Below are 18,831 nucleotides of genomic sequence, written 5' to 3'. Positions count from 1 at the left end.
TAAATCGGTATACTTCCATCTAACTTTTTCGAGACGTTATTGTAATGCACACGTTTTTTAAAGAACTTAAGCAAGGCAGTCAGGCGCTGGGTTTAGACCTGAGCGACGAGGCATTAAATTTATTGCTCAAGTATCAGGATGCACTGGTGCTGTGGAATAAAGCCTTCAACCTGACTGCAATCCGCGATCCAAAAGAAATGCTGGTCAAGCACCTTTTGGACAGCTTAAGTATTTTAAAAGATTTGCCGCAGGGCCGTCTTTTGGATATAGGTACAGGCGGCGGTATGCCGGGTATGATTATTGCTTTATGCCAGCCAGAACGCGAATGTGTTTTGCTGGATTCTAACGGCAAGAAAATCCGGTTTTTGAAGCAGTTTATTGCTGACTTAAAATTAAAAAATGTGATTGCTGTACAAACACGTGTCGAAAATGAAGACAGCATTAATGAGCTGGGCAAATTTGATGTCATTACCAGCCGCGCATTTGCATCTTTAACAGACTTTATCAATGCATCTGTTCCGTTCATGCATGAGCAAAGCATTATTGCTTCAATGAAAGGGCTGATTCCTAGTGATGAAGTCGAAGCGTTTAAGGATCAATTCAGCTGCAATATTGTCGAGCTGAAAGTGCCGCGCTTGGATGAGCAGCGTCATTTGCTTTTATTGAAACGTATTTAATTATTTCTAAGGACTGGGGTTTACCATGGCACAGATTATTGCGATTGCGAACCAAAAAGGTGGTGTCGGTAAAACTACAACCGCAGTAAATTTGGCTGCATCTTTGGCCGTGCTGAAAAAGCGTGTGTTGCTGGTGGATATGGATTCACAAGGCAATGCGACGATGGGCTCCGGCATTCAAAAAAATGAATTGCTGTACTCTATTACTGATGTGCTATTGGGCGAAATGCCAATTGAGTCTGCAATTACCCGTGCAGAAGTAGGTTATAAAGTTTTAGGTGCAAACCGCGATTTGGCTGGTGTGGAACTGGCGATTGCGGAACAGGAAGGCCGTGAATTTATTTTACGTGATGCACTGAAGCAAATTGATGATAAATTCGACTACATCATTGTGGACTGTGCGCCAAGTTTGAGCTTAATTACAGTGAATGCTTTGTCTGCTGTAGATGGCGTTCTGATTCCAATGCAATGTGAATATTATGCGCTTGAAGGTTTGGCAGACTTAACGCAAACCATTGACCGCATTCAGCAAGCGCTTAACCCTGAATTGCAGGTGATAGGTGTACTGCGCACAATGTTTGATGGCCGCAATGCATTAACACGCGATGTGTCTGCAGAACTGGAACAGTATTTTGGCAAGAAGCTTTATGACACGGTGATTCCGCGTAATGTACGTCTTGCAGAAGCGCCAGCGCATGGTTTGCCAGTGATCTATTTTGAGAAAAGTTCAAAGGGTGCAGTTGCCTATCTTAATTTAGCAGCTGAAATGTTAAAAAAAAGCAAAGTAAAGAAAGGAAGTAACGCATGACCACAAAAAAACGCGGATTAGCAAAAGGCCGTGGTTTGGATGCCTTACTTGGTTCAATCCAAAAAGAAAAACTACAATTAGAAGCACAAGCTTTAGACCATGGTCAGCTAAAGCAAATTGATGTGCATTTGCTGCAGCGCGGAGAATATCAGCCGCGCCGCTTTATCAATGAGCAAGACTTGCAAGAGTTGGCGGCATCAATCGAAAAGCATGGTGTCATGCAGCCGATTGTGATCCGCCCAATTGATGATGAAAAGCATCCCTACGAAATTATTGCCGGTGAACGCCGCTGGCGCGCTGCGCAATTGGCTGGGCTGACTGAAGTTCCTGCGATTGTCCGCGATTTGAGCGATCAGGTTGCAATAGCTTTAGCATTGATTGAAAACATTCAGCGTCAGGATTTAAATCCTATAGATCAAGCGATGGCATTACAGCGTTTCCATGAAGAATTTGGCTTAAGCCATCAGGAAATTGCTGATACCGTCGGCAAGGCGCGTACCACGGTCAGCAACTTATTGCGTTTATTAAGCTTGGAATCAGAAGTAAAAGATTTTATGCAGCAAGGCCTGTTGGATATGGGGCATGCGCGTGCAATTTTAACACTGAAAGCTAAAGATCAAATGAAAGTAGCAGAACTGGTGATTGAGAAAAGCCTTTCTGTGCGTCAAACCGAACAGTTTGTCCGCGATTTAAGCACGCCGAAACAAGCCAAAGAAAAACAGGCGGTGGCTTCAGATATTCAACAGCTTTCACAGCGTCTTTCAGACCGCTTTGGCGCTGATGTAAAAATAGATCACAACAAGCAAGGCAAAGGCAAACTTGTGATTAATTACCATTCGCTCGAAGAGTTAGATGGTATTTTAAATATATGTTTAGCTGATTAATTTTATAATTCGATTTATTGGGGAAAATCAAATGTGGGAATTAGTCAAAGCTGGCGGATGGTTAATGCTGCCGCTGGTTTTATGTTCAATTTTTACCATTGCTATTTCAATTGAGCGTTTTATCCGCTTAAAGAAATCTATGGTGCTGCCAACAGCTTTGCTGATGAGTCAAGATCAAACAGCAGAGCAGGCAGTTCAAGAGCTGAAGCAAGATCAAAACTTGCAGCGCAGTACTTTGGGCCGTATTTTTGCTGCAGGTAACCGCAACAAAAACAAAACTGAAAAGTTTGCTTTGGCGCAGATGGAAGTTACAGCATCTCAAGAAATTGGTTATTTAGAAAAAAATATCAATTTCCTCGGGACGCTCAGTGCTGTTGCGCCGCTGTTGGGTTTATTGGGTACGGTCATTGGTATTATCGAGTCATTCTTGATGATTGATATTGGCACCAATAGTGATCCAGTATTGATGATGCCGGGTATTTCGAAGGCGCTGATTACGACTGCAGCAGGTATGTTTATTGCTATTCCTGCATTGTTTGCGCACCGTTATTTCCAGCGCCTAGTGCAGGAATATGTTGCAGAACTTGAGCAGCAGGCGACACTGTTTCATGCATCGCTTTTTTATCGAAGCAAAACGGATGTAGATTCAGAAGATTTGCAAAAAGCAAGCTGAGACAGTCGAATGAAATTTAAGCGCAGGCAAGTTGAAGATATTCATATTAACTTAACGCCAATGATCGACTGCTTATTGTTTATCTTGGTATTTTTACTTCTTTCAACCACCTTTAGCCAAATGAGCCGAATGAATCTGACTTTACCAGACGCGCAGGGTGTACCGCCTAAGCAATTCGATCATAAAATTGAGGTTGTTGTAGATTCAACTGGGCATTACTCTGTGAATGGTCAGTCGCTGTCGAGTAAAGAGGCATCTGATTTAAATACGGCAATTAAACAGATTGCGAATGATCGCCGTGATTTAATGTTTATTATTGCCGCTGATGCGAAAGCAACCCATCAGGATGTTATTCGAGTGATGGATGTAGCAGGCCAATTAGGCTTTGTGAATGTAAATATCAGTACGAAAGTACCGTCCCGAGGTTATTAGTGAAGCACGATGTAAAAGTTTATCTGCGCCTGTTAAGTTATTTAAAACCTTTTTGGCCTTTGGCAATATTGGTCGTCATTGGTTTTACGATTAATGCGGCGACGGAAGTTTCTGTAGCCAAATTGCTTGAAAAGATTATTAATGCAATTCAGCACGGTGACCAGGGTTTTACATCGCTATTTCCTATCCTTGTGATTCTATTAATGTTCTTCCGTGGACTCGGTACGTTCATGGGAGGATATTTTACAGCGGTTATTTCTCGAAATTTAATTTTTAATATCCGCCAAGAAGTTTTCGCAAAACTTATGCGTTTGCCTTCTCAGTATTATTTAGATAATTCCAGCGGACATATAACCGCCAAAATTATGTATAACGTCGAGCAACTGACGGCAGCGTCGACGGAATCACTGCGTACCATTGTACAGCAGGGTTTAATTACGTTAGCGCTGATCGGTTATCTGGTTTACAGCAACTGGCGCTTGACCCTGATCATCATTATATTTGCGCCAATCATTGGCTTGCTGATCCGCAAAGCGTCAAAACGCATGCGCAAGCTTTCCAGCCAAGTGCAGGATACCATGGGTGATGTCAACCATGTGGTGCAGGAAACCGTTAACGGCAATGTTGTAGTGAAAGGTTTCTCTGGTCAAGATTACGAACAAAAACGCTTTTATAACAGCTCAATGGAAAACCTGCGCCGCGGCATGAAAATGGTGGTGGTGCAGCAGCTGAACAGTCCAATTGTGCAGCTGATCATGTCTATTCCGTTGGCTATTGTGATGTATATTGCGCTGCGTCCAGAAATTATGCAGGACACTTCTGCTGGACAGTTTGTTGCTTATATTACAGCGGCAGGCATGCTCAGCAAGCCAATCAAAGCGCTGACTGATGTGAATGAGAAAATTCAGCGCGGCATGGCAGCGGCTTATTCTGTATTTGAATTGCTGGATATGCCAGAAGAGAAAAATACGGGAACTTTAACGCCTGCACTCAAAGGTGATGTCGAATTTAAAGATGTCGGGCTTGTGTATTCAGATGGCTATCAGGCGCTGCAAGATTTTAATCTCTCAGTGAAATCTGGCGAAACAGTCGCTTTGGTCGGGCGTTCCGGCGCGGGTAAAACCTCTCTAGTGAATTTGCTGCTGCGCTATCAGGAAATCAGCTCCGGACATTTGAAGCTGGACAATATTGATATTCAGGATATTGAAATCAATAACCTGCGTCAGCAAATTTCAATGGTGAATCAGCAGGTTGTATTATTTAACCGTACAGTACGGGAAAATATTGCTTACGGCCAGCTGGAAAATGCCACAGATGAGCAAATCATCGCCGCCGCTAAAGCCGCGTATGCGCATGATTTTATTATGCGTTTGCCGCAAGGCTATGATACGCCTTTGGGTGCGCAAGGTCTGAATCTCTCAGGCGGCCAGCGTCAGCGTCTTGCGATTGCGCGTGCGATTTTAAAAGATGCGCCAATTTTAATTTTGGATGAAGCAACCAGTGCGCTGGACAATGAATCTGAATACTTTATTCAGCAGGCCTTTGATGCGGCCATGCGTAATCGCACAACAATTGTGATTGCGCATCGATTATCGACCATTGAAAATGCAGACCGTATTGTGGTGATGGATAAAGGTCAAATAGTTGAGCAAGGCTCACATGCCGAGCTTATTGAAAAACGCGGTGCATATTTCCAATTGCATCAGCGTAATTTCGAGGAGTAATCCATGTCAGCTGCACAAATGATTCAGGATGCTTGGAATAGCCAAGCGAAGTGGCTCATTGTGCTTCGGCCGCTATCATGGCTGTATCGTGGCGGTTTTTTGCTGAACAAAGGTTTGTATAAGGCAGGCTTAAAGCAAAGCTATAAAGCGCCTGTACCGGTTATGGTGATTGGCAATATCACTGTTGGCGGCAGCGGAAAAACACCGCTGTTGATTCATTTGGTTAAATATCTGCAGGCTAAGCAGGTGCGTATTGGCGTCATTAGCCGAGGTTATGGCGGTAAAGGGCCATTTCCAGCTTATGTCGGGCTAGATGTTGAAGCTGAAACGGCGGGTGATGAGCCTGTGCTGATTGTGCAGTCTACCGGTGTGCCCATGGCTGTGGGGCCGAACCGTCAAAAAAGTATAGAGCTTTTGCTGTCGAAGCATGTTCTGGATTTGATCATTTGTGATGACGGCCTGCAGCATTGGGCGCTTGAACGGCAGCTGGAATGGATTGTTTTGGACAATAACCGCGGCTTAGGCAATGAAAAAGTGCTGCCAGAGGGTTATTTACGGGAACCTAAAGCGCGTCTGAAAAGCGGTACGGTGATTGAACATGCTGCACATCCTCATATGCCGCTGAATATGCATTTGGCAGAGGCTGCACCTTACTTGCTGAATGAAGATTTGGTTAAAGTATTTGATCCCGATGTGGATTTTTATGCAGTGGCGGGCATTGGTTTTCCGCAGCGCTTTTACAATACCTTAGAAAAAATGGGAATTCATCAGTTCCAGTGTCATGAATTTCCAGATCATTATGAATATGAAATTACGGATTTGCAGTTTGAAGATGCAAATCCAATCATTACCACAGAAAAGGATGCGGTGAAAATTTTACCGCTGCTCAAGCAAAATCCAGATTTTCAGCGTGAAATTTGGGTGGTGCCAGTCGATGCTGTACTTTCAGAGGCATGTTATGAAACATTGCACCAGCAGCTGAAGCAATTGGGTATTCCATTAGATGAAGGCATAAATTGATGAAACATATTGTTATTCCAGCACGTTTTTCCAGTTCACGTTTGCCGGGCAAGCCCTTGCTGGAAATTCATGGCCGCCCAATGATTTTGCGCGTTGTTGACCAAGCTAAAAAAGTGCAAGGCTTTGATGATTTGTGTGTTGCGACAGATGATGAGCGTATTGGAGACGTCTGCCGTGCGGAAGGTGTTGATGTAGTCCTGACCTCTGCAGATCATCCATCTGGCACAGACCGCTTAAGTGAAGTTGCTCGTATTAAAGGCTGGAATGCAGACGATATTATTGTCAATGTACAGGGCGATGAGCCTTTGTTGCCTGCACTATTGGTAAAACAAGTGGCACAGCTTTTAGAAGATCAGCCTGCATCATCTATGTCTACGCTTTGTGAGCCTATTCATAGTTTAGATGAGTTTCAGCGCGACAGTATCGTAAAAGTGGTTATGTCTAAGCACAATCAGGCGCTGTACTTCAGCCGTGCAACGATTCCTTATGACCGTGATGGCGCTAAGCTTGCGGAACCAAAACTGCATGATCAGTCCTTCCGTCATTTAGGTCTTTACGCTTACCGTGTGAAGCTGCTGCAGGAATATGTCACTTGGGATATGGGCGTACTGGAAAAATTAGAAAGTCTGGAACAGCTGCGTGTGCTTGAAAATGGCCATCGTATTGCCATTGCAGTGGCGGAAGCGAACTTGCCGCCAGGTGTGGACACACAGGCGGATTTAGACCGTTTAAATCAAATGGACGTTTCTTGCTTCGAATAAAGGACGGCATCCATGTCAAATGAAGTGCAGGCGCAGGTATATCCTTGGCAGCAAAACGTCTGGGATACACTCACAGGGCGGTTTCCTAAGCTGGGCCATGGTTTGCTGTTTTATGGCAAAAAAGGCTGTGGCAAGCATGCATTTGCCCAACAGTTTTTGGCATGGATAATGTGTCAGAACCGTCATGAAAAAAACCAGCCTTGCGGTGTTTGCGGCAGCTGCATGTGGCTGAAGGCGGATACGCATCCAAATTATGTGCATATCAGTACAGATGATGACAATAAAAAGCAAAATGCCAAAATTAAAATTGAAAAAATCCGAGAGCTGCAGCCATTTGTGCAGCAAACGGTAGACGGCTGGCGTGTTGTTGTTATTGAACCAGCAGAAGCGCTTAATACCGCTTCTGCAAATGCACTGCTTAAGACACTGGAAGAACCGGGTGACCGCATTGTGATCATTCTGCTGGCGGATCATTATCTAAAACTGCCAGCCACCATTCGCAGCCGTCTGCAGCATTTCGCGTTAGACCGTATCAGCGCCAATCAAGCAGAAACCTATATGCATGAACATCTGCCTGACAGTGATTTGCGGATGCAGCAGCTGCTGATGAATTTATCAAATCATATGCCGCTGCAAGCTGTTGAGCTGGCGCAAAAGGAATGGTTGAATTTACGTCAGGATTTTATCAATGATTGGCTGAAATTGGTTAAGCAAAAGAATATGCCCATGGCGATTGCGACCAAGTGGAATAAAGCGCTGAGTTTTAGTGATTTTAGTCAAATGTTTGAATACTTGTTGTCTGATTTGATTTGTGTCAAGCTAAATCAAGCCATTAAAAATATTGATTTAAGTCTTTATGATCTGCCGGATCAGTATGATTTAGAATCATTATTTGGTATTTACGCAGAGCTGCAGCAATCCAAAAAGTTTATCGAACAAAACGTACAAACTAACTTAGTGCTGGATCAGCTGTGCATTAAATTGATGAATATTTAAAGGGGAATGACAATGCAGCCACGTATGGGCGGAATTATTCAGGCTAATATTCCTGATCAAGAAACACTATATGCCAGCTATATGCCTTATGTGGTAGGCGGCGGGCTTTTTGTCCCATCTAAGCAGGCTGTTAAAATGGGTGAGGAAGTCTTTATTTTAGCCACTCTGCCGGATCAGTCTCAAAAAGTTCCACTAACAGGTAAAGTGATTTGGATTTCACAAAAGCAAAATGGCATTAAGCCGCAGGGTTTTGGTATTCAGCTTGCTGGAGAAAAAGGCGTTTATTTCAAAACAGAAGCAGAACGTATACTTACGGGGCTTAAAACTGAGGGCCGCAGAAGTTACACTATGTAGAGTTACACCTTACTCAACATAGGTACTTATTGTGTTCACAGATACTCATTGTCATTTAACCCTGCTTGATCTTGCACCCTATGGCGGCGATTTGGATCAAGCATTGGCGCAGGCCCGTGAAGCTGGGGTGTCCCGCTTTATGAGTATCTCTGTAGATTTGGATGATCATATTGCATTATCTGAAATTGCAGCCCGCCATGCAGATGTAGGCTATACCGTGGGTGTGCATCCTTGTGAAGATGTTGCCACAATGCAGCGTGCTACAACGGATTATTTGATTGAGCTGGCACAGCCAGAAAAAGTCTGGGCACTGGGCGAAACAGGCTTAGATTACTATCACAGCACAGATTTTATTTCAGAACAAAAAGAATGTTTTGCACGCCATATTCATGCGTCGCAGGCAGTCAAAAAACCTGTTGTTGTGCATACCCGTTCAGCCAAGCATGATACGGTTGATATTATTCGTGCAGAAAAATCAACACACGGGATTTTGCATTGTTTTACCGAAGACTGGGAAACAGCAAAAGCGGTACTGGACTGCGGTTACTACATTTCTTTTTCAGGGATTGTGTCCTTTAAAAATGCGCAGGATTTGCGTGATGTGGTAAAACAGGTTCCATTAGACCGTGTATTGATTGAAACAGACAGTCCATACTTGGCGCCTATGCCCTATAGAGGAAAGTCTAATGAACCTAAATATGTTCCCTATGTAGCCAAAGCCTTAAGTGATGTATATGATAAGTCACTAGAAGAGATGGCTTTAATAACAAAGCAAAACTTTGAAAACCTTCTCAATTTAAAGTAAAGCAGTTGAATTGATATAAGAGCAGAAGAGAGTATAGGGTGAAGATGGATCGTCAGGCTCAGTTTCGAGCAAGGGAAGCGTTGATTTTTCAAGTTGCAGAGCAGCTTCTTCTAGAAAATGGTGAGTCTGGCATGACGCTGGATGCACTGGCTGCTGAGCTGGATCTGGCTAAAGGGACCCTGTATAAGCATTTTCAGAGTAAAGATGAGCTGTATATGCTGCTCATCATCCGCAATGAACGCATGCTGTTGGAAATGATTAAAGATACAGACAAGCAATTTCCAGAGCACTTGGCGTTTTTTATGCTTCACCATTTGCATCATCCAGAGCGCACGGTACTGTTTCATCAAATTGAAGAGCGTCTTGCGACCACGGGTGTCGGCATACAGGTGCTGTTCAGCGAATTATATCAAGTACGCAAACAGCGCCTGCGTTTAATTATCCGTATGACTGAAAGCTATTTAGAGTCTATTGGCAGCGCGATGTCTGTGCGTGATTATTTAGCGTCTATCTGGTCGCTGACGCATGGTGCTGCTGCCATTTTAAACTCAAGCTTCTATCAGCGTTATTTAGGTTCCCGAGATACTTTAAGGGTCGCTTATATTGATCAGGCTTTGGCTTTGCCAAAACAGATCAGCGCTGCTCAATTTGCTTAATATAGGCTTGCTATGACATTTAAGCCATCATCAATGCAGGGCTTCACCTTAGTCGAATTGATGGTGGTCATTGTGATTATGGGCATTATGGCCTCATTGGTCATGATGAACATTGGCGGGACAGATCAGCGTAAAGCCATGCAGGCGCGTGAAGTGTTTATTATGGATGCGCAGAAAATTCTGCGCGGAGCCAATGATCAATCCAGAATTTTAGCGCTGAATGTACAAAGTGCGACCGATGTTGCAGATTTTCGTTACGATGTTTCCGAATATTTGCCAAATAAAAATAATGAAAGCTTTTTAAACTCGACCAATAATCAAAATAAAAGCTGGCAAAATTATAAAGATTTTCCGCTTAGAACTTTGCCTGCGCAGGTCACTTTTAGTGTTCAGTCTTTAGAGCGCCGTTATGACAACGCCAATAAGAGTGAATTGCTTAATCAAAATGCGCCAAAATTAATTTGGCTGGGCAATGGTGAAGTTAAACCTGTGCGTATTCAGTTCTATTTTGAAGAGCGCCCAGTTGGAAATGAAATTGAAATTGACCATCTAGGTAAAATCAATGAAATCTAGATATTTCAAGCAGAGCGCTGGGTCTGGTGTAATGAAGCCGTTTAAGGTGAGTATTACTCGACTTAGCCGTGTGCATTCTGAACAGAGTTCATCATCTTGCGCTCGGACAAGACGTTGTCTTGTTCATCCTCACTCAGGTTTTACTTTATTAGAAGTGATGGTTGCGCTTGCGATTTTTGCAACGGCAGCCATGGCTTTAACTAATGTCGCGATGCAATATACGCAGGCGACGTCCAATGCAATTTTAAGAACAAAAGCGCAGTTTGTCGCGCTGAATGAAATTGCAAATATGGAAATTAATCGGGAGTGGATCTCAGGCACATCATCTAAGCAAGTGACGCAGCAAGGCGAACAGTGGCAGATTGATAAATCTGCGCAGGCGACGGTCAGTCCTAATGTGCAGCGTGTAGATGTGCAGGTCAGTTTAATGAATGCGGATACCAATAAGGTTGAATCGGGTGTTGCCAGTCTGGTGTTCTTTAATCATAAGGCCAAAGTTTAATGCAGCCAGAAAATAACAATAATAAAACTCAATCTTCTGAACAGTATTTTGTCTCTGGTCATTCTACAAAGAGATGCGATATTAATGCACGTGCAAGCATTGCTCAAAACATAGGTGCTAAAGGCTTTACTTTGGTGGAGCTTTTGGTGGCAATCGCAATTTTTGCAGTATTGTCTGCTTTGGGCTGGAAGGTTTTTGACTATATTTCTAAAGTAAAAGAACGCAATACCATGCATGAGGCGCGCCTGTCTCAGCTGCAGGAAGCTTATCAGCAAATTCTGCGGGACACGGTGCAGATTGTACCGCTGACAGCCAATATCAACGGCAATATTCAAACAGCCTTGTCTTTGCAAAATGGGCGTTTAAGCTTTAGTAAAACTGGTGTAACCGATCCATTAAATCAAGGCATAGCACCAGATGAACGGATTGAATACGAATTTCGTGCGGATGAGCAAAAAGTATATCGGCATAAATATAAGAATTTAAATCAGACGGGTTCAGATCAGCCGGATAGCAGTGTTTTACTGGAAAATACTGAGCAATTTGAAATTTTGGTCTTAAATCCAAATGAATTGAATAATTGGCCTGATCCAGCTGCAGATTTATCTCAAACCAGTGAACAGCAGCGGCTTCCGCGCGGGCTGAAAGTTAAGCTCAAAGTAAATGATATAGAGTATGAATGGCTGTTTAGCCTGTTAAATACCGATTTTCTTGAAAAATCTACGGCTGTTTCTAATGGAGCGAATGGCGGCAGTTCAGATGGTTCTGCGAATGGAAGTATGCCTCAAGGGGCAACGCCATGATTTTAATGAAAGCGCCGCTTGGAATTCGACAGCAAAAGGGAATCGCTTTACTCACGATCTTGGTGATGGTTGCATTGGCGACGATTTTGGCAGCCAGTATCGCTAAGCGTCAAAGTAATACAGCAGAAGGCACAGCCTATTTAATGCGCCAAAACCAGTCATTGCTGTATGCCAAAAGCGCAGAAGTTTTTTTTGCAGAAATGCTCAAAGATGATGCGAAAAACGCTGGTGATGTGGATTCTTTGCAGGAAAATTGGGCTAAGCCTATGCCGGCATTTCCAGTCGATGATGGCTATGTGTCTGGCATATTGGAAGATCAATCAGGCAAGTTTAATTTAAATAGCTTGCTGACTTCCGAAGGCGCGGTTAATGAAAATGCTAAAAAATGGTTTGAAAAAATTTTAGTTAAAGCAGGGCTTCCTGCACAGCTCAGTGAAGCGGTGATTGATTGGCAAGATGAAGATGATGAGCAAACTGGCTCCATGGGAGCTGAATCGAGTTTCTACCGCGGTTTGCAGAACTCTTCCATGCCGCCAAATGCTAAGTTTCACAGCGCGGCAGAACTTAAGCAGATCCGCGGTTTTGAAGAGGGGAAATATCAGCTGATTGAACCCTATGTCAGCGCTTTGCCGAGCAATGATACGAAAGTAAATATAAATACCGCGCCAGCTTTTTTACTGGCCACGATTGATGATCATCTCGATACAGAAGCTGTTCAGCAAGTGCTGGATAAGAAGCAAGCGGCTTTAGAACAATTTAACAATGTGTCAGAGTTATGGGAAATAGAGCCTTTCAGTTCTGTATCAGTGGAAAATAAAGCCATTGCCGCGGAACAATTGGGTGTGAAATCTAATTATTTCAAAGCCAAAATTGAGATTGAGCTCAGCGGGCGTAAACGGCAGTTCAGTTCAGAATTGGTCAGAAAAGATAAAGAAGTTTATGTGGCTTACCGCAGTATGGCGCCTTTTTGAACTGTATATAAAAAAAGCCATGCATTTTACCAATTGCATTGAACTGTAAAATTAATGCTCAAGGATTTCGTTTTGCTTTATAATCCCGATAAATTCACAGGTTTTAATTGAATTACGGCATATGATAATTCGTAAGTTATTTAAGTTTGAAAATGCTCATATCGTGCGTAACTGCACGTCAGACCGCTGTAAGCGTTCAATTCATGGGCACAGTTACAAAGTTGAACTATTGCTTAAAGCTTCGAAATTAGATCATGGTCAAATGGTTTACGATTTTGGACTGCTCAAAGGTGTCATTAAAGACCTTTTTGACAGTTTTGATCATGCAATCTGTTTCTGGCAGCAGGACAATGCGGAATATATTCAGGCTTGCAAAAACTTCAGCGCACGCTGGGTGGCTTTGCCTGTGTCTCCGTCAGCAGAGCAATTTTCAAGAATTTTCTTTTACTTGGCGCAGCAAGTCATGGCATCGACCGAAACGCAAAATGGTGAAGGCGATGTAGAGGTTTATTCAGTTATTGTGCATGAAACCGATACGGGCTATGCGCAAAGCTTTGCTGAAGATATTGAAAATGAACAGATGGGTCTCTTAAGTTTAGATCAAATTGAATTTTCAGAGCAGGTGAAAGCCGAGTGGGCTGATCCTGAAATGTTTGATAAATTAATCCGCGGCATTAAATTTCAAAATCCAGAAGTGGATTTACAAGTGAAACTTTAACGCAGCAATGCAATGATAGGCTAGAAAAGGAATTAGGTAGCAAGTATGTCTTTAACAGAACAGCAGCAGGCGCAACTAGAAAAGGTGCAGCTTGAGGCCAGTTGGAAATATGGATTAAGTGAATTTTTGCTTAGTCCAACTATGGATAAGCTTAAAGACTTTCTTGTAGAGGAAAAAAATGCAGATAAAGTCATTTATCCGCCCAATTCTTTAATTTTTAATGCGCTCAACACTACTCCTATTCCAAACGTGAAAGTGGTGATTTTAGGTCAAGATCCGTATCATGGACCTAATCAAGCGCATGGTTTAAGTTTTTCCGTACAGAAAGGGGTTGCATTGCCTCCTTCTTTACGTAATATTTTTCATGAACTGCATAATGATCTGGGTTTAGCGATTCCCAAACATGGTGATTTATCCCATTGGGCTGAACAAGGTGTTTTGCTGCTGAATGCTGTTTTAACTGTAGAAGCAGGCCAGCCGACATCACATCAGAAAAAAGGCTGGGAAGATTTTACCGATCAAGTGATTGATGTACTGAATGAGCAGTGCGAGCATATTGTATTTATCCTTTGGGGTGCATATGCGCAGCGTAAAGGGCAACGGATTGATCCGAATAAGCACTTGGTGCTGAAAGCGGCTCATCCATCACCATTGGCAGCCAACCGTGGCGGTTTTTTTGGCTGCAAGGTGTTTTCAAAATCAAATAATTATCTTAAACAACATGGCATTGAGCCTATAGATTGGCAGCTGGACGCATGACATATTCTCCCATTTCTAAACACTATCATCCGGATTTGATTGTAGAAGAAGCGAAAAACGGCTGGCGCATTGTTCGCCTGAACCGTCCTAAATCTTTACATGCACTGGATGAATCCATTGCTTCGGCACTTTTGGAAGTCTTTCAGGACTTTCATACCGATGACAGCGTAAAAGCCATTTGGCTGGACTCAACAACCCCTAAAGCATTTTGCGCAGGCGGTGATGTACGAAAGCTGCGTCAGCTGGTGATCAATGACGAGGTTGAAACAGCCAATAAATTCTTTGAGCAGGAATATGCTTTAGATCTGTTGCTTCATAACTACGCCAAGCCAGTTTTAGTCTGGGGTGAGGGTTATGTGATGGGCGGCGGTCTGGGTCTGTTCATGGCAGCGCCATTCCGTTTGGTGACTCCATATTCACGTCTAGCTATGCCGGAAATTAACATTGGCCTTTATCCAGATGTCGGCGCTACACGCTTCTTGGCGGACCGTGGCGCAATTGGCCTGTTTACAGGGCTGACGGGCTCAATTATGACAGCTGCCGGCGCTTACGGTATTGGCTGGGCCACGCATATTTGTGATGCACAGCGTGACAGTGTTTTAGATAAAGTGATCAATATTGATTGGGAACATTATCCAGCAGGCGATTTCCGAGCAATCGATGATACCTTAAACAGCATGCACCGTCCTGTTGGGCCTGGACCGCTGCAAAACTCTCTTGATGTGATTCAAAGCGTGTGCCGCGGCGTACATTTTGAGCATGATTATGAGTCGATTATTGGGCTAAGCGATGCACGCAGTGATTGGTTGCGCCAAGCAAGTGAAAACCTGCAGAAAGGTTCTCCAGCGACAGCTGCATTGACATGGCTGCTCTGGCAGTGGGGTAAGAAAGTTCATTCGTGGAATGAAGTTTTTGAACTTGAAACCCAAATTTCAGATTGGAAAATCCGCCACCCTGATTTTGTGGAAGGTGTCCGTGCACGTTTAGTGGATAAAGATTTATCGCCAGAGTGGAAAGCAGGCGCTGATATGTCGCTTAAAGGCATTTTAGGCAGCAATCCTCCTGTGACCAATATTGAAAGCTGGAATGCGCTGTTAAAGCAATATTCAGTGATTGACTAAACAATTATTAAATACATGCTTGAAGAAACACAATTTAGCGATGAATACTGGATGCAGCAGGCTTTTGAGCAGGCTGCATCTGCTGCGTCACTTGGCGAAATTCCTGTTGGCGCCATTATTGTCAGTAATAATCAAATCATAGGCGCAGGCTATAACGCGCCTATTCGCTTGAATGATCCTACTGCACATGCAGAAATTCAGGCCATTCGCCAAGCTTGCCAGTCTCTTGAAAATTATCGTCTTCCAGATGATGCAACCCTATATGTTACTTTAGAGCCTTGCACAATGTGTGTAGGGGCTTTGGTGCATGCGCGTATTAAGCGTGTGGTATTTGGCGCGATTGAGCCCAAAGCGGGTTCCTTAGTTAGTACCCGTCAGTTGCTACAAAGTGGTTACTACAATCATGTGTTTGAATTTGAACAGGGCTGTCTGCAAGAGCAATGTTCTGCACAGCTTAGCGCTTTTTTTAAGATGCGGCGTGATCAAAAAAAGCAGATGAAATTACTGGAAAAAACGAAAAATACAGATCAGTCTGAATAATTTCAGGTAAAATAAAATGACAATATCAATTGTCAAATAACTAAGGGTTATTTTTATGAACGCGATGCAAGTCAAAAAAGAATTTAATGCACCGGTAGAAAAGGTTTTCGAATTACTGTCTAAACATGCAACTTATAATGTCGCATTTGCGCCTGTTCAAGTGGTCCGCGTAAAAGATTCTGCAGATCCACAGCGCCCAGATGGGGTGGGTTCAGTACGCCGCTTAGGTTTGGGCCCAGTAAAGCCAATTCAAGAAGAAATTACTGTGTTGATTCCGAATCAGCGCATTGAATATAAGATTATTAAAAATCCACTGGTGAAACATCATTTGGGGATTATTGAATTTGAGCCAGAGGCTGAAAATAAAACATTAGTGACTTACACCATCGAGTTTCAGGCCAGAGCGCCATTTGTCAGCAAATTAGTGCTTGCACAGCTTAAATCTGCGATTAAACTGGGCTTTTCAAAACTCGCAAAAACTGTATAGGTAATGGCGGAAAAGGCAATGACAGTAAAAATTATTACAATTGATGGTCCAAGCGGTTCAGGTAAAGGCACATTAGCGGCAAAACTGGCAGCGCATTATCAATTCCATCTTTTGGATTCCGGCGCGCTTTACCGTTTGCTGGGTTTGTCATTGCACAATCTAAATTTGCTGGAAAAGCTGGATTCGGAATTGACAAAATGCGCCGAAATTGCAGCAAATTTAGACATAAAATTTGTTACAACTGAAACAGGAATTCTTGTTCAGCTGGATGGTGAAGATGTGACGCAAACCATCCGTACAGAGCGTGTGGGTGAATTTGCTTCAAAAGTGGCTGCAATTCCAGCACTTAGAGCGGCGCTAATTGACCGTCAGCATGCTTTTGCGCAAGAGCCTGGATTGGTTGCAGATGGCCGAGATATGGCTACATCGATCTTTCCGCATGCTCAAGCGAAGATTTACCTGACAGCTTCTGCCCAGTCGCGCGCTGAGCGCAGAGTAAAGCAGTTGCAGGGTATGGGGCTAGATGCTAAAATAAACGACATTTTAGCTAATATTGAAGCTCGAGATAAGCGAGACATGGAGCGAGCAGTTGCTCCACTCAAGCCGGCAGAAGGTGCTTACATCATTGACAGTTCATCCTTGAACATTGATGAAGTATTCAATCTGATGACTGCATATATCGAACAGCAATTAGCAAACTAAATATTTATCAGCAGAAGCATAGCTTGATCAGTTTTATATGGACTATGTAGACGCTTAATTGAACCGGCCTTGTCTGATCCAAGACCGCTGACTTTATCGGAAATATCATGACCGAATCTTTTGCAGCCCTCTTTGAAGAAAGCGAATTAAACCTCAACGTTGAGAAGGGTGCTGTCATCCAAGGCGTTGTAGTAAACATCGACTCTGACTGGGTTACTGTTGACACTGGCCTTAAATCTGAAGGTATCGTTGACCGCGCTGAATTCCTTAACGAACAGCGTGAACTTGAAGTTCAAGTTGGCGACACTGTAGACGTAGTTGTTGAAGCGCTTGACAACGGCATGGGTCAAACAGTTCTTTCTCGCGAAAAAGCTAAACGCGCTGAGACTTGGACTAAACTTGAAAAAATCTTTGAAGACGGCGAAATCGTTACTGGTGTTATCTCTGGTAAAGTTAAAGGCGGTTTCACTGTTGACATCGGTCCAGTACGTGCGTTCTTGCCAGGTTCTTTGGTAGACACTCGTCCTATCCGTGACACAACTCACCTTGAAGGCAAAGAGTTAGAATTCAAAGTTATCAAACTTGATGCTAAACGTAACAACGTAGTTGTTTCTCGCCGCGCTGTAATGGAAGCTGAATCTTCAGCTGACCGTGAAGCTCTTCTTGCTCAGCTTGAAGAAGGTCAAACAGTTACTGGTACAATCAAAAACCTTACTGACTACGGCGCATTTGTTGACCTTGGCGGTATTGATGGTCTTCTTCACATCACAGATATGGCTTGGAAACGCATCAAGCACCCATCTGAAGTTGTTGAAGTTGGTCAAGAAGTTACTGTTAAAGTACTTAAATTTGACAAAGAGCGTAACCGTGTATCACTAGGTCTTAAACAACTTGGTGAAGATCCATGGTTAGCGATCATGAACCGTTACCCTAAAGGTTCTATCGTTAAAGCTCGCGTAACTAACCTAACTGACTACGGCTGTTTCGCAGAAATCGCTGAAGGCGTTGAAGGTTTAGTACACGTTTCTGAAATGGATCACACTAACAAAAACATCCACCCATCTAAAGTTGTTCAGATTGGTGACGAAGTTGATGTTATGGTTCTTGAAGTTGACGAAGAACGCCGTCGTATTTCTCTTGGTATCAAACAAACTCGTGCTAACCCATGGGAAGAGTTTGCTAAAGACCACGACAAAGGCGAAAAAGTTTCTGGTACGATCAAATCTATCACTGACTTCGGTATCTTCATCGGTTTACCAGGCGGCATCGACGGCCTAGTTCACTTGTCTGACATTTCTTGGAACGAGCAAGGCGAAGACGCTATCCGCCGTTACAAGAAAGGTGATACAGTTGAAGCGGTTATCCTTTCAGTTGACGCTGAAGGCAACCGTATCAGCCTTGGCATCAAGCAATTGAACAGCGATCCGTTCAATGACTTCTTAGCTACTAACGAACGCGGTGCGTTGGTTAAAGGCACAGTAACTGCAGTTGACGCTAAAGGCGCTACTATTAAGTTAGCTGACGAAGTTGAAGCTTCTTTGAAAGCATCTGAAATCAACCGCGACCGCGTTGAAGATGCAACTAAATTCTTAGAAGTTGGTCAAGAAGTTGAAGCGAAAATCATCAACGTAGACCGTAAATCTCGCTCTATCAACTTGTCTATCAAAGCGAAAGACGAAGCTGAAGAGAAAGAAGCTGTAGCTAACTTACGTCAAGTAGCAGCTGGTCAAGAAAATGGTCCTAAGACTATTGGTGATTTGATCAAAGCTCAAATGAACCACTAAGTAAGTGTTTGAATTGTATTGTTAATGTAAGTTAATAATACTTTTTACACAATTACTGTAAACGGTAGCGTAGTAAGTCAT

Annotated in this window: 23 protein-coding genes; all 23 read left to right on the top strand. The window is 43.3% G+C overall.

Annotated features, from left to right (window positions below):
- Positions 1-44 precede the first annotated feature (44 nt).
- The 23 genes from rsmG to rpsA all read left to right on the top strand — a co-directional run bounded on the left by rsmG (position 45) and on the right by rpsA (position 18,750).
- Positions 45-677 carry a 16S rRNA (guanine(527)-N(7))-methyltransferase RsmG gene (rsmG, locus tag B9T34_RS15745; protein ID WP_086214084.1) on the top strand — a complete coding sequence of 211 codons (633 nt, stop codon included), beginning with the start codon at positions 45-47 and terminating at the stop codon, positions 675-677.
- A gap of 25 nt (positions 678-702) precedes the next feature.
- Positions 703-1,485, top strand: a complete 783-nt coding sequence (locus B9T34_RS15740; RefSeq protein WP_086214083.1) for a ParA family protein — start codon at positions 703-705, stop codon at positions 1,483-1,485.
- Complete coding sequence (locus tag B9T34_RS15735) at positions 1,482-2,369, top strand: ParB/RepB/Spo0J family partition protein (protein WP_086214082.1); 888 nt, start codon at positions 1,482-1,484, stop codon at positions 2,367-2,369. The genes B9T34_RS15740 and B9T34_RS15735 overlap by 4 nt, the downstream gene beginning before the upstream one ends.
- A 31-nt stretch (positions 2,370-2,400) precedes the next feature.
- Positions 2,401-3,042 carry a MotA/TolQ/ExbB proton channel family protein gene (locus tag B9T34_RS15730; RefSeq protein ID WP_086214081.1) on the top strand — a complete coding sequence of 214 codons (642 nt, stop codon included), beginning with the start codon at positions 2,401-2,403 and terminating at the stop codon, positions 3,040-3,042.
- Between the two features lie 9 nt (positions 3,043-3,051).
- Positions 3,052-3,474 (top strand): ExbD/TolR family protein, encoded by a 423-nt coding sequence (locus tag B9T34_RS15725; RefSeq protein ID WP_086214080.1) that lies wholly within the window; start codon positions 3,052-3,054, stop codon positions 3,472-3,474.
- On the top strand, positions 3,474-5,198 hold the full coding sequence (gene msbA / locus B9T34_RS15720) for a lipid A export permease/ATP-binding protein MsbA (RefSeq protein WP_086214079.1): 1,725 nt from the start codon (positions 3,474-3,476) through the stop codon (positions 5,196-5,198). Before B9T34_RS15725 ends, msbA begins: the two co-directional genes overlap by 1 nt.
- A gap of 3 nt (positions 5,199-5,201) precedes the next feature.
- Positions 5,202-6,218: a tetraacyldisaccharide 4'-kinase gene (gene lpxK, locus B9T34_RS15715; RefSeq protein WP_086214078.1), complete on the top strand. Its 1,017-nt coding sequence runs from the start codon at positions 5,202-5,204 to the stop codon at positions 6,216-6,218.
- On the top strand, positions 6,218-6,979 hold the full coding sequence (gene kdsB / locus B9T34_RS15710) for a 3-deoxy-manno-octulosonate cytidylyltransferase (protein ID WP_086214077.1): 762 nt from the start codon (positions 6,218-6,220) through the stop codon (positions 6,977-6,979). Before lpxK ends, kdsB begins: the two co-directional genes overlap by 1 nt.
- Positions 6,980-6,991: 12 nt before the next feature.
- Positions 6,992-7,975: a DNA polymerase III subunit delta' gene (locus B9T34_RS15705; RefSeq protein WP_086214076.1), complete on the top strand. Its 984-nt coding sequence runs from the start codon at positions 6,992-6,994 to the stop codon at positions 7,973-7,975.
- A 12-nt stretch (positions 7,976-7,987) separates the two neighbouring features.
- On the top strand, positions 7,988-8,329 hold the full coding sequence (locus B9T34_RS15700) for a PilZ domain-containing protein (protein WP_086214075.1): 342 nt from the start codon (positions 7,988-7,990) through the stop codon (positions 8,327-8,329).
- A gap of 31 nt (positions 8,330-8,360) precedes the next feature.
- The gene (locus B9T34_RS15695) at positions 8,361-9,134 is read left to right on the top strand and encodes a TatD family hydrolase (protein WP_086214074.1); all 774 of its coding nucleotides are present in this window, start codon (positions 8,361-8,363) and stop codon (positions 9,132-9,134) included.
- Between the two features lie 44 nt (positions 9,135-9,178).
- Positions 9,179-9,790: a TetR/AcrR family transcriptional regulator gene (locus B9T34_RS15690; protein ID WP_086214073.1), complete on the top strand. Its 612-nt coding sequence runs from the start codon at positions 9,179-9,181 to the stop codon at positions 9,788-9,790.
- A 12-nt stretch (positions 9,791-9,802) separates the two neighbouring features.
- Positions 9,803-10,363 carry a type II secretion system protein gene (locus tag B9T34_RS15685; RefSeq protein WP_086214072.1) on the top strand — a complete coding sequence of 187 codons (561 nt, stop codon included), beginning with the start codon at positions 9,803-9,805 and terminating at the stop codon, positions 10,361-10,363.
- A 31-nt stretch (positions 10,364-10,394) separates the two neighbouring features.
- Entirely contained in the window at positions 10,395-10,865 is a 471-nt protein-coding gene (gene gspI / locus B9T34_RS15680) for a type II secretion system minor pseudopilin GspI (RefSeq protein WP_086214071.1), read from the top strand.
- 110 nt (positions 10,866-10,975) lie between these two features.
- The gene (gene gspJ, locus B9T34_RS15675) at positions 10,976-11,668 is read left to right on the top strand and encodes a type II secretion system minor pseudopilin GspJ (RefSeq protein WP_171265227.1); all 693 of its coding nucleotides are present in this window, start codon (positions 10,976-10,978) and stop codon (positions 11,666-11,668) included.
- 5 nt (positions 11,669-11,673) lie between these two features.
- Positions 11,674-12,639: a type II secretion system minor pseudopilin GspK gene (gene gspK / locus B9T34_RS15670; RefSeq protein WP_416202723.1), complete on the top strand. Its 966-nt coding sequence runs from the start codon at positions 11,674-11,676 to the stop codon at positions 12,637-12,639.
- Between the two features lie 121 nt (positions 12,640-12,760).
- The gene (locus B9T34_RS15665) at positions 12,761-13,357 is read left to right on the top strand and encodes a 6-pyruvoyl trahydropterin synthase family protein (protein WP_086214068.1); all 597 of its coding nucleotides are present in this window, start codon (positions 12,761-12,763) and stop codon (positions 13,355-13,357) included.
- Between the two features lie 45 nt (positions 13,358-13,402).
- Complete coding sequence (gene ung, locus B9T34_RS15660; protein WP_086214067.1) at positions 13,403-14,116, top strand: uracil-DNA glycosylase; 714 nt, start codon at positions 13,403-13,405, stop codon at positions 14,114-14,116.
- Entirely contained in the window at positions 14,113-15,237 is a 1,125-nt protein-coding gene (locus B9T34_RS15655; protein ID WP_086214066.1) for an enoyl-CoA hydratase/isomerase family protein, read from the top strand. The genes ung and B9T34_RS15655 overlap by 4 nt, the downstream gene beginning before the upstream one ends.
- A gap of 15 nt (positions 15,238-15,252) precedes the next feature.
- Positions 15,253-15,777 carry a tRNA adenosine(34) deaminase TadA gene (tadA, locus tag B9T34_RS15650; protein ID WP_086214065.1) on the top strand — a complete coding sequence of 175 codons (525 nt, stop codon included), beginning with the start codon at positions 15,253-15,255 and terminating at the stop codon, positions 15,775-15,777.
- A 55-nt stretch (positions 15,778-15,832) separates the two neighbouring features.
- Complete coding sequence (locus B9T34_RS15645; RefSeq protein ID WP_086214064.1) at positions 15,833-16,264, top strand: SRPBCC family protein; 432 nt, start codon at positions 15,833-15,835, stop codon at positions 16,262-16,264.
- A gap of 18 nt (positions 16,265-16,282) precedes the next feature.
- Positions 16,283-16,966 (top strand): (d)CMP kinase, encoded by a 684-nt coding sequence (gene cmk / locus B9T34_RS15640; protein WP_086214121.1) that lies wholly within the window; start codon positions 16,283-16,285, stop codon positions 16,964-16,966.
- A 107-nt stretch (positions 16,967-17,073) separates the two neighbouring features.
- Complete coding sequence (rpsA, locus tag B9T34_RS15635; RefSeq protein WP_086214063.1) at positions 17,074-18,750, top strand: 30S ribosomal protein S1; 1,677 nt, start codon at positions 17,074-17,076, stop codon at positions 18,748-18,750.
- Positions 18,751-18,831: the final 81 nt, after the last annotated feature.

It is taken from the genome of Acinetobacter sp. ANC 3813, assembly GCF_002135435.1.
Taxonomy (GTDB): Bacteria; Pseudomonadota; Gammaproteobacteria; order Pseudomonadales; family Moraxellaceae; genus Acinetobacter.
This window is presented reverse-complemented; position numbering and strand designations above follow the sequence as displayed.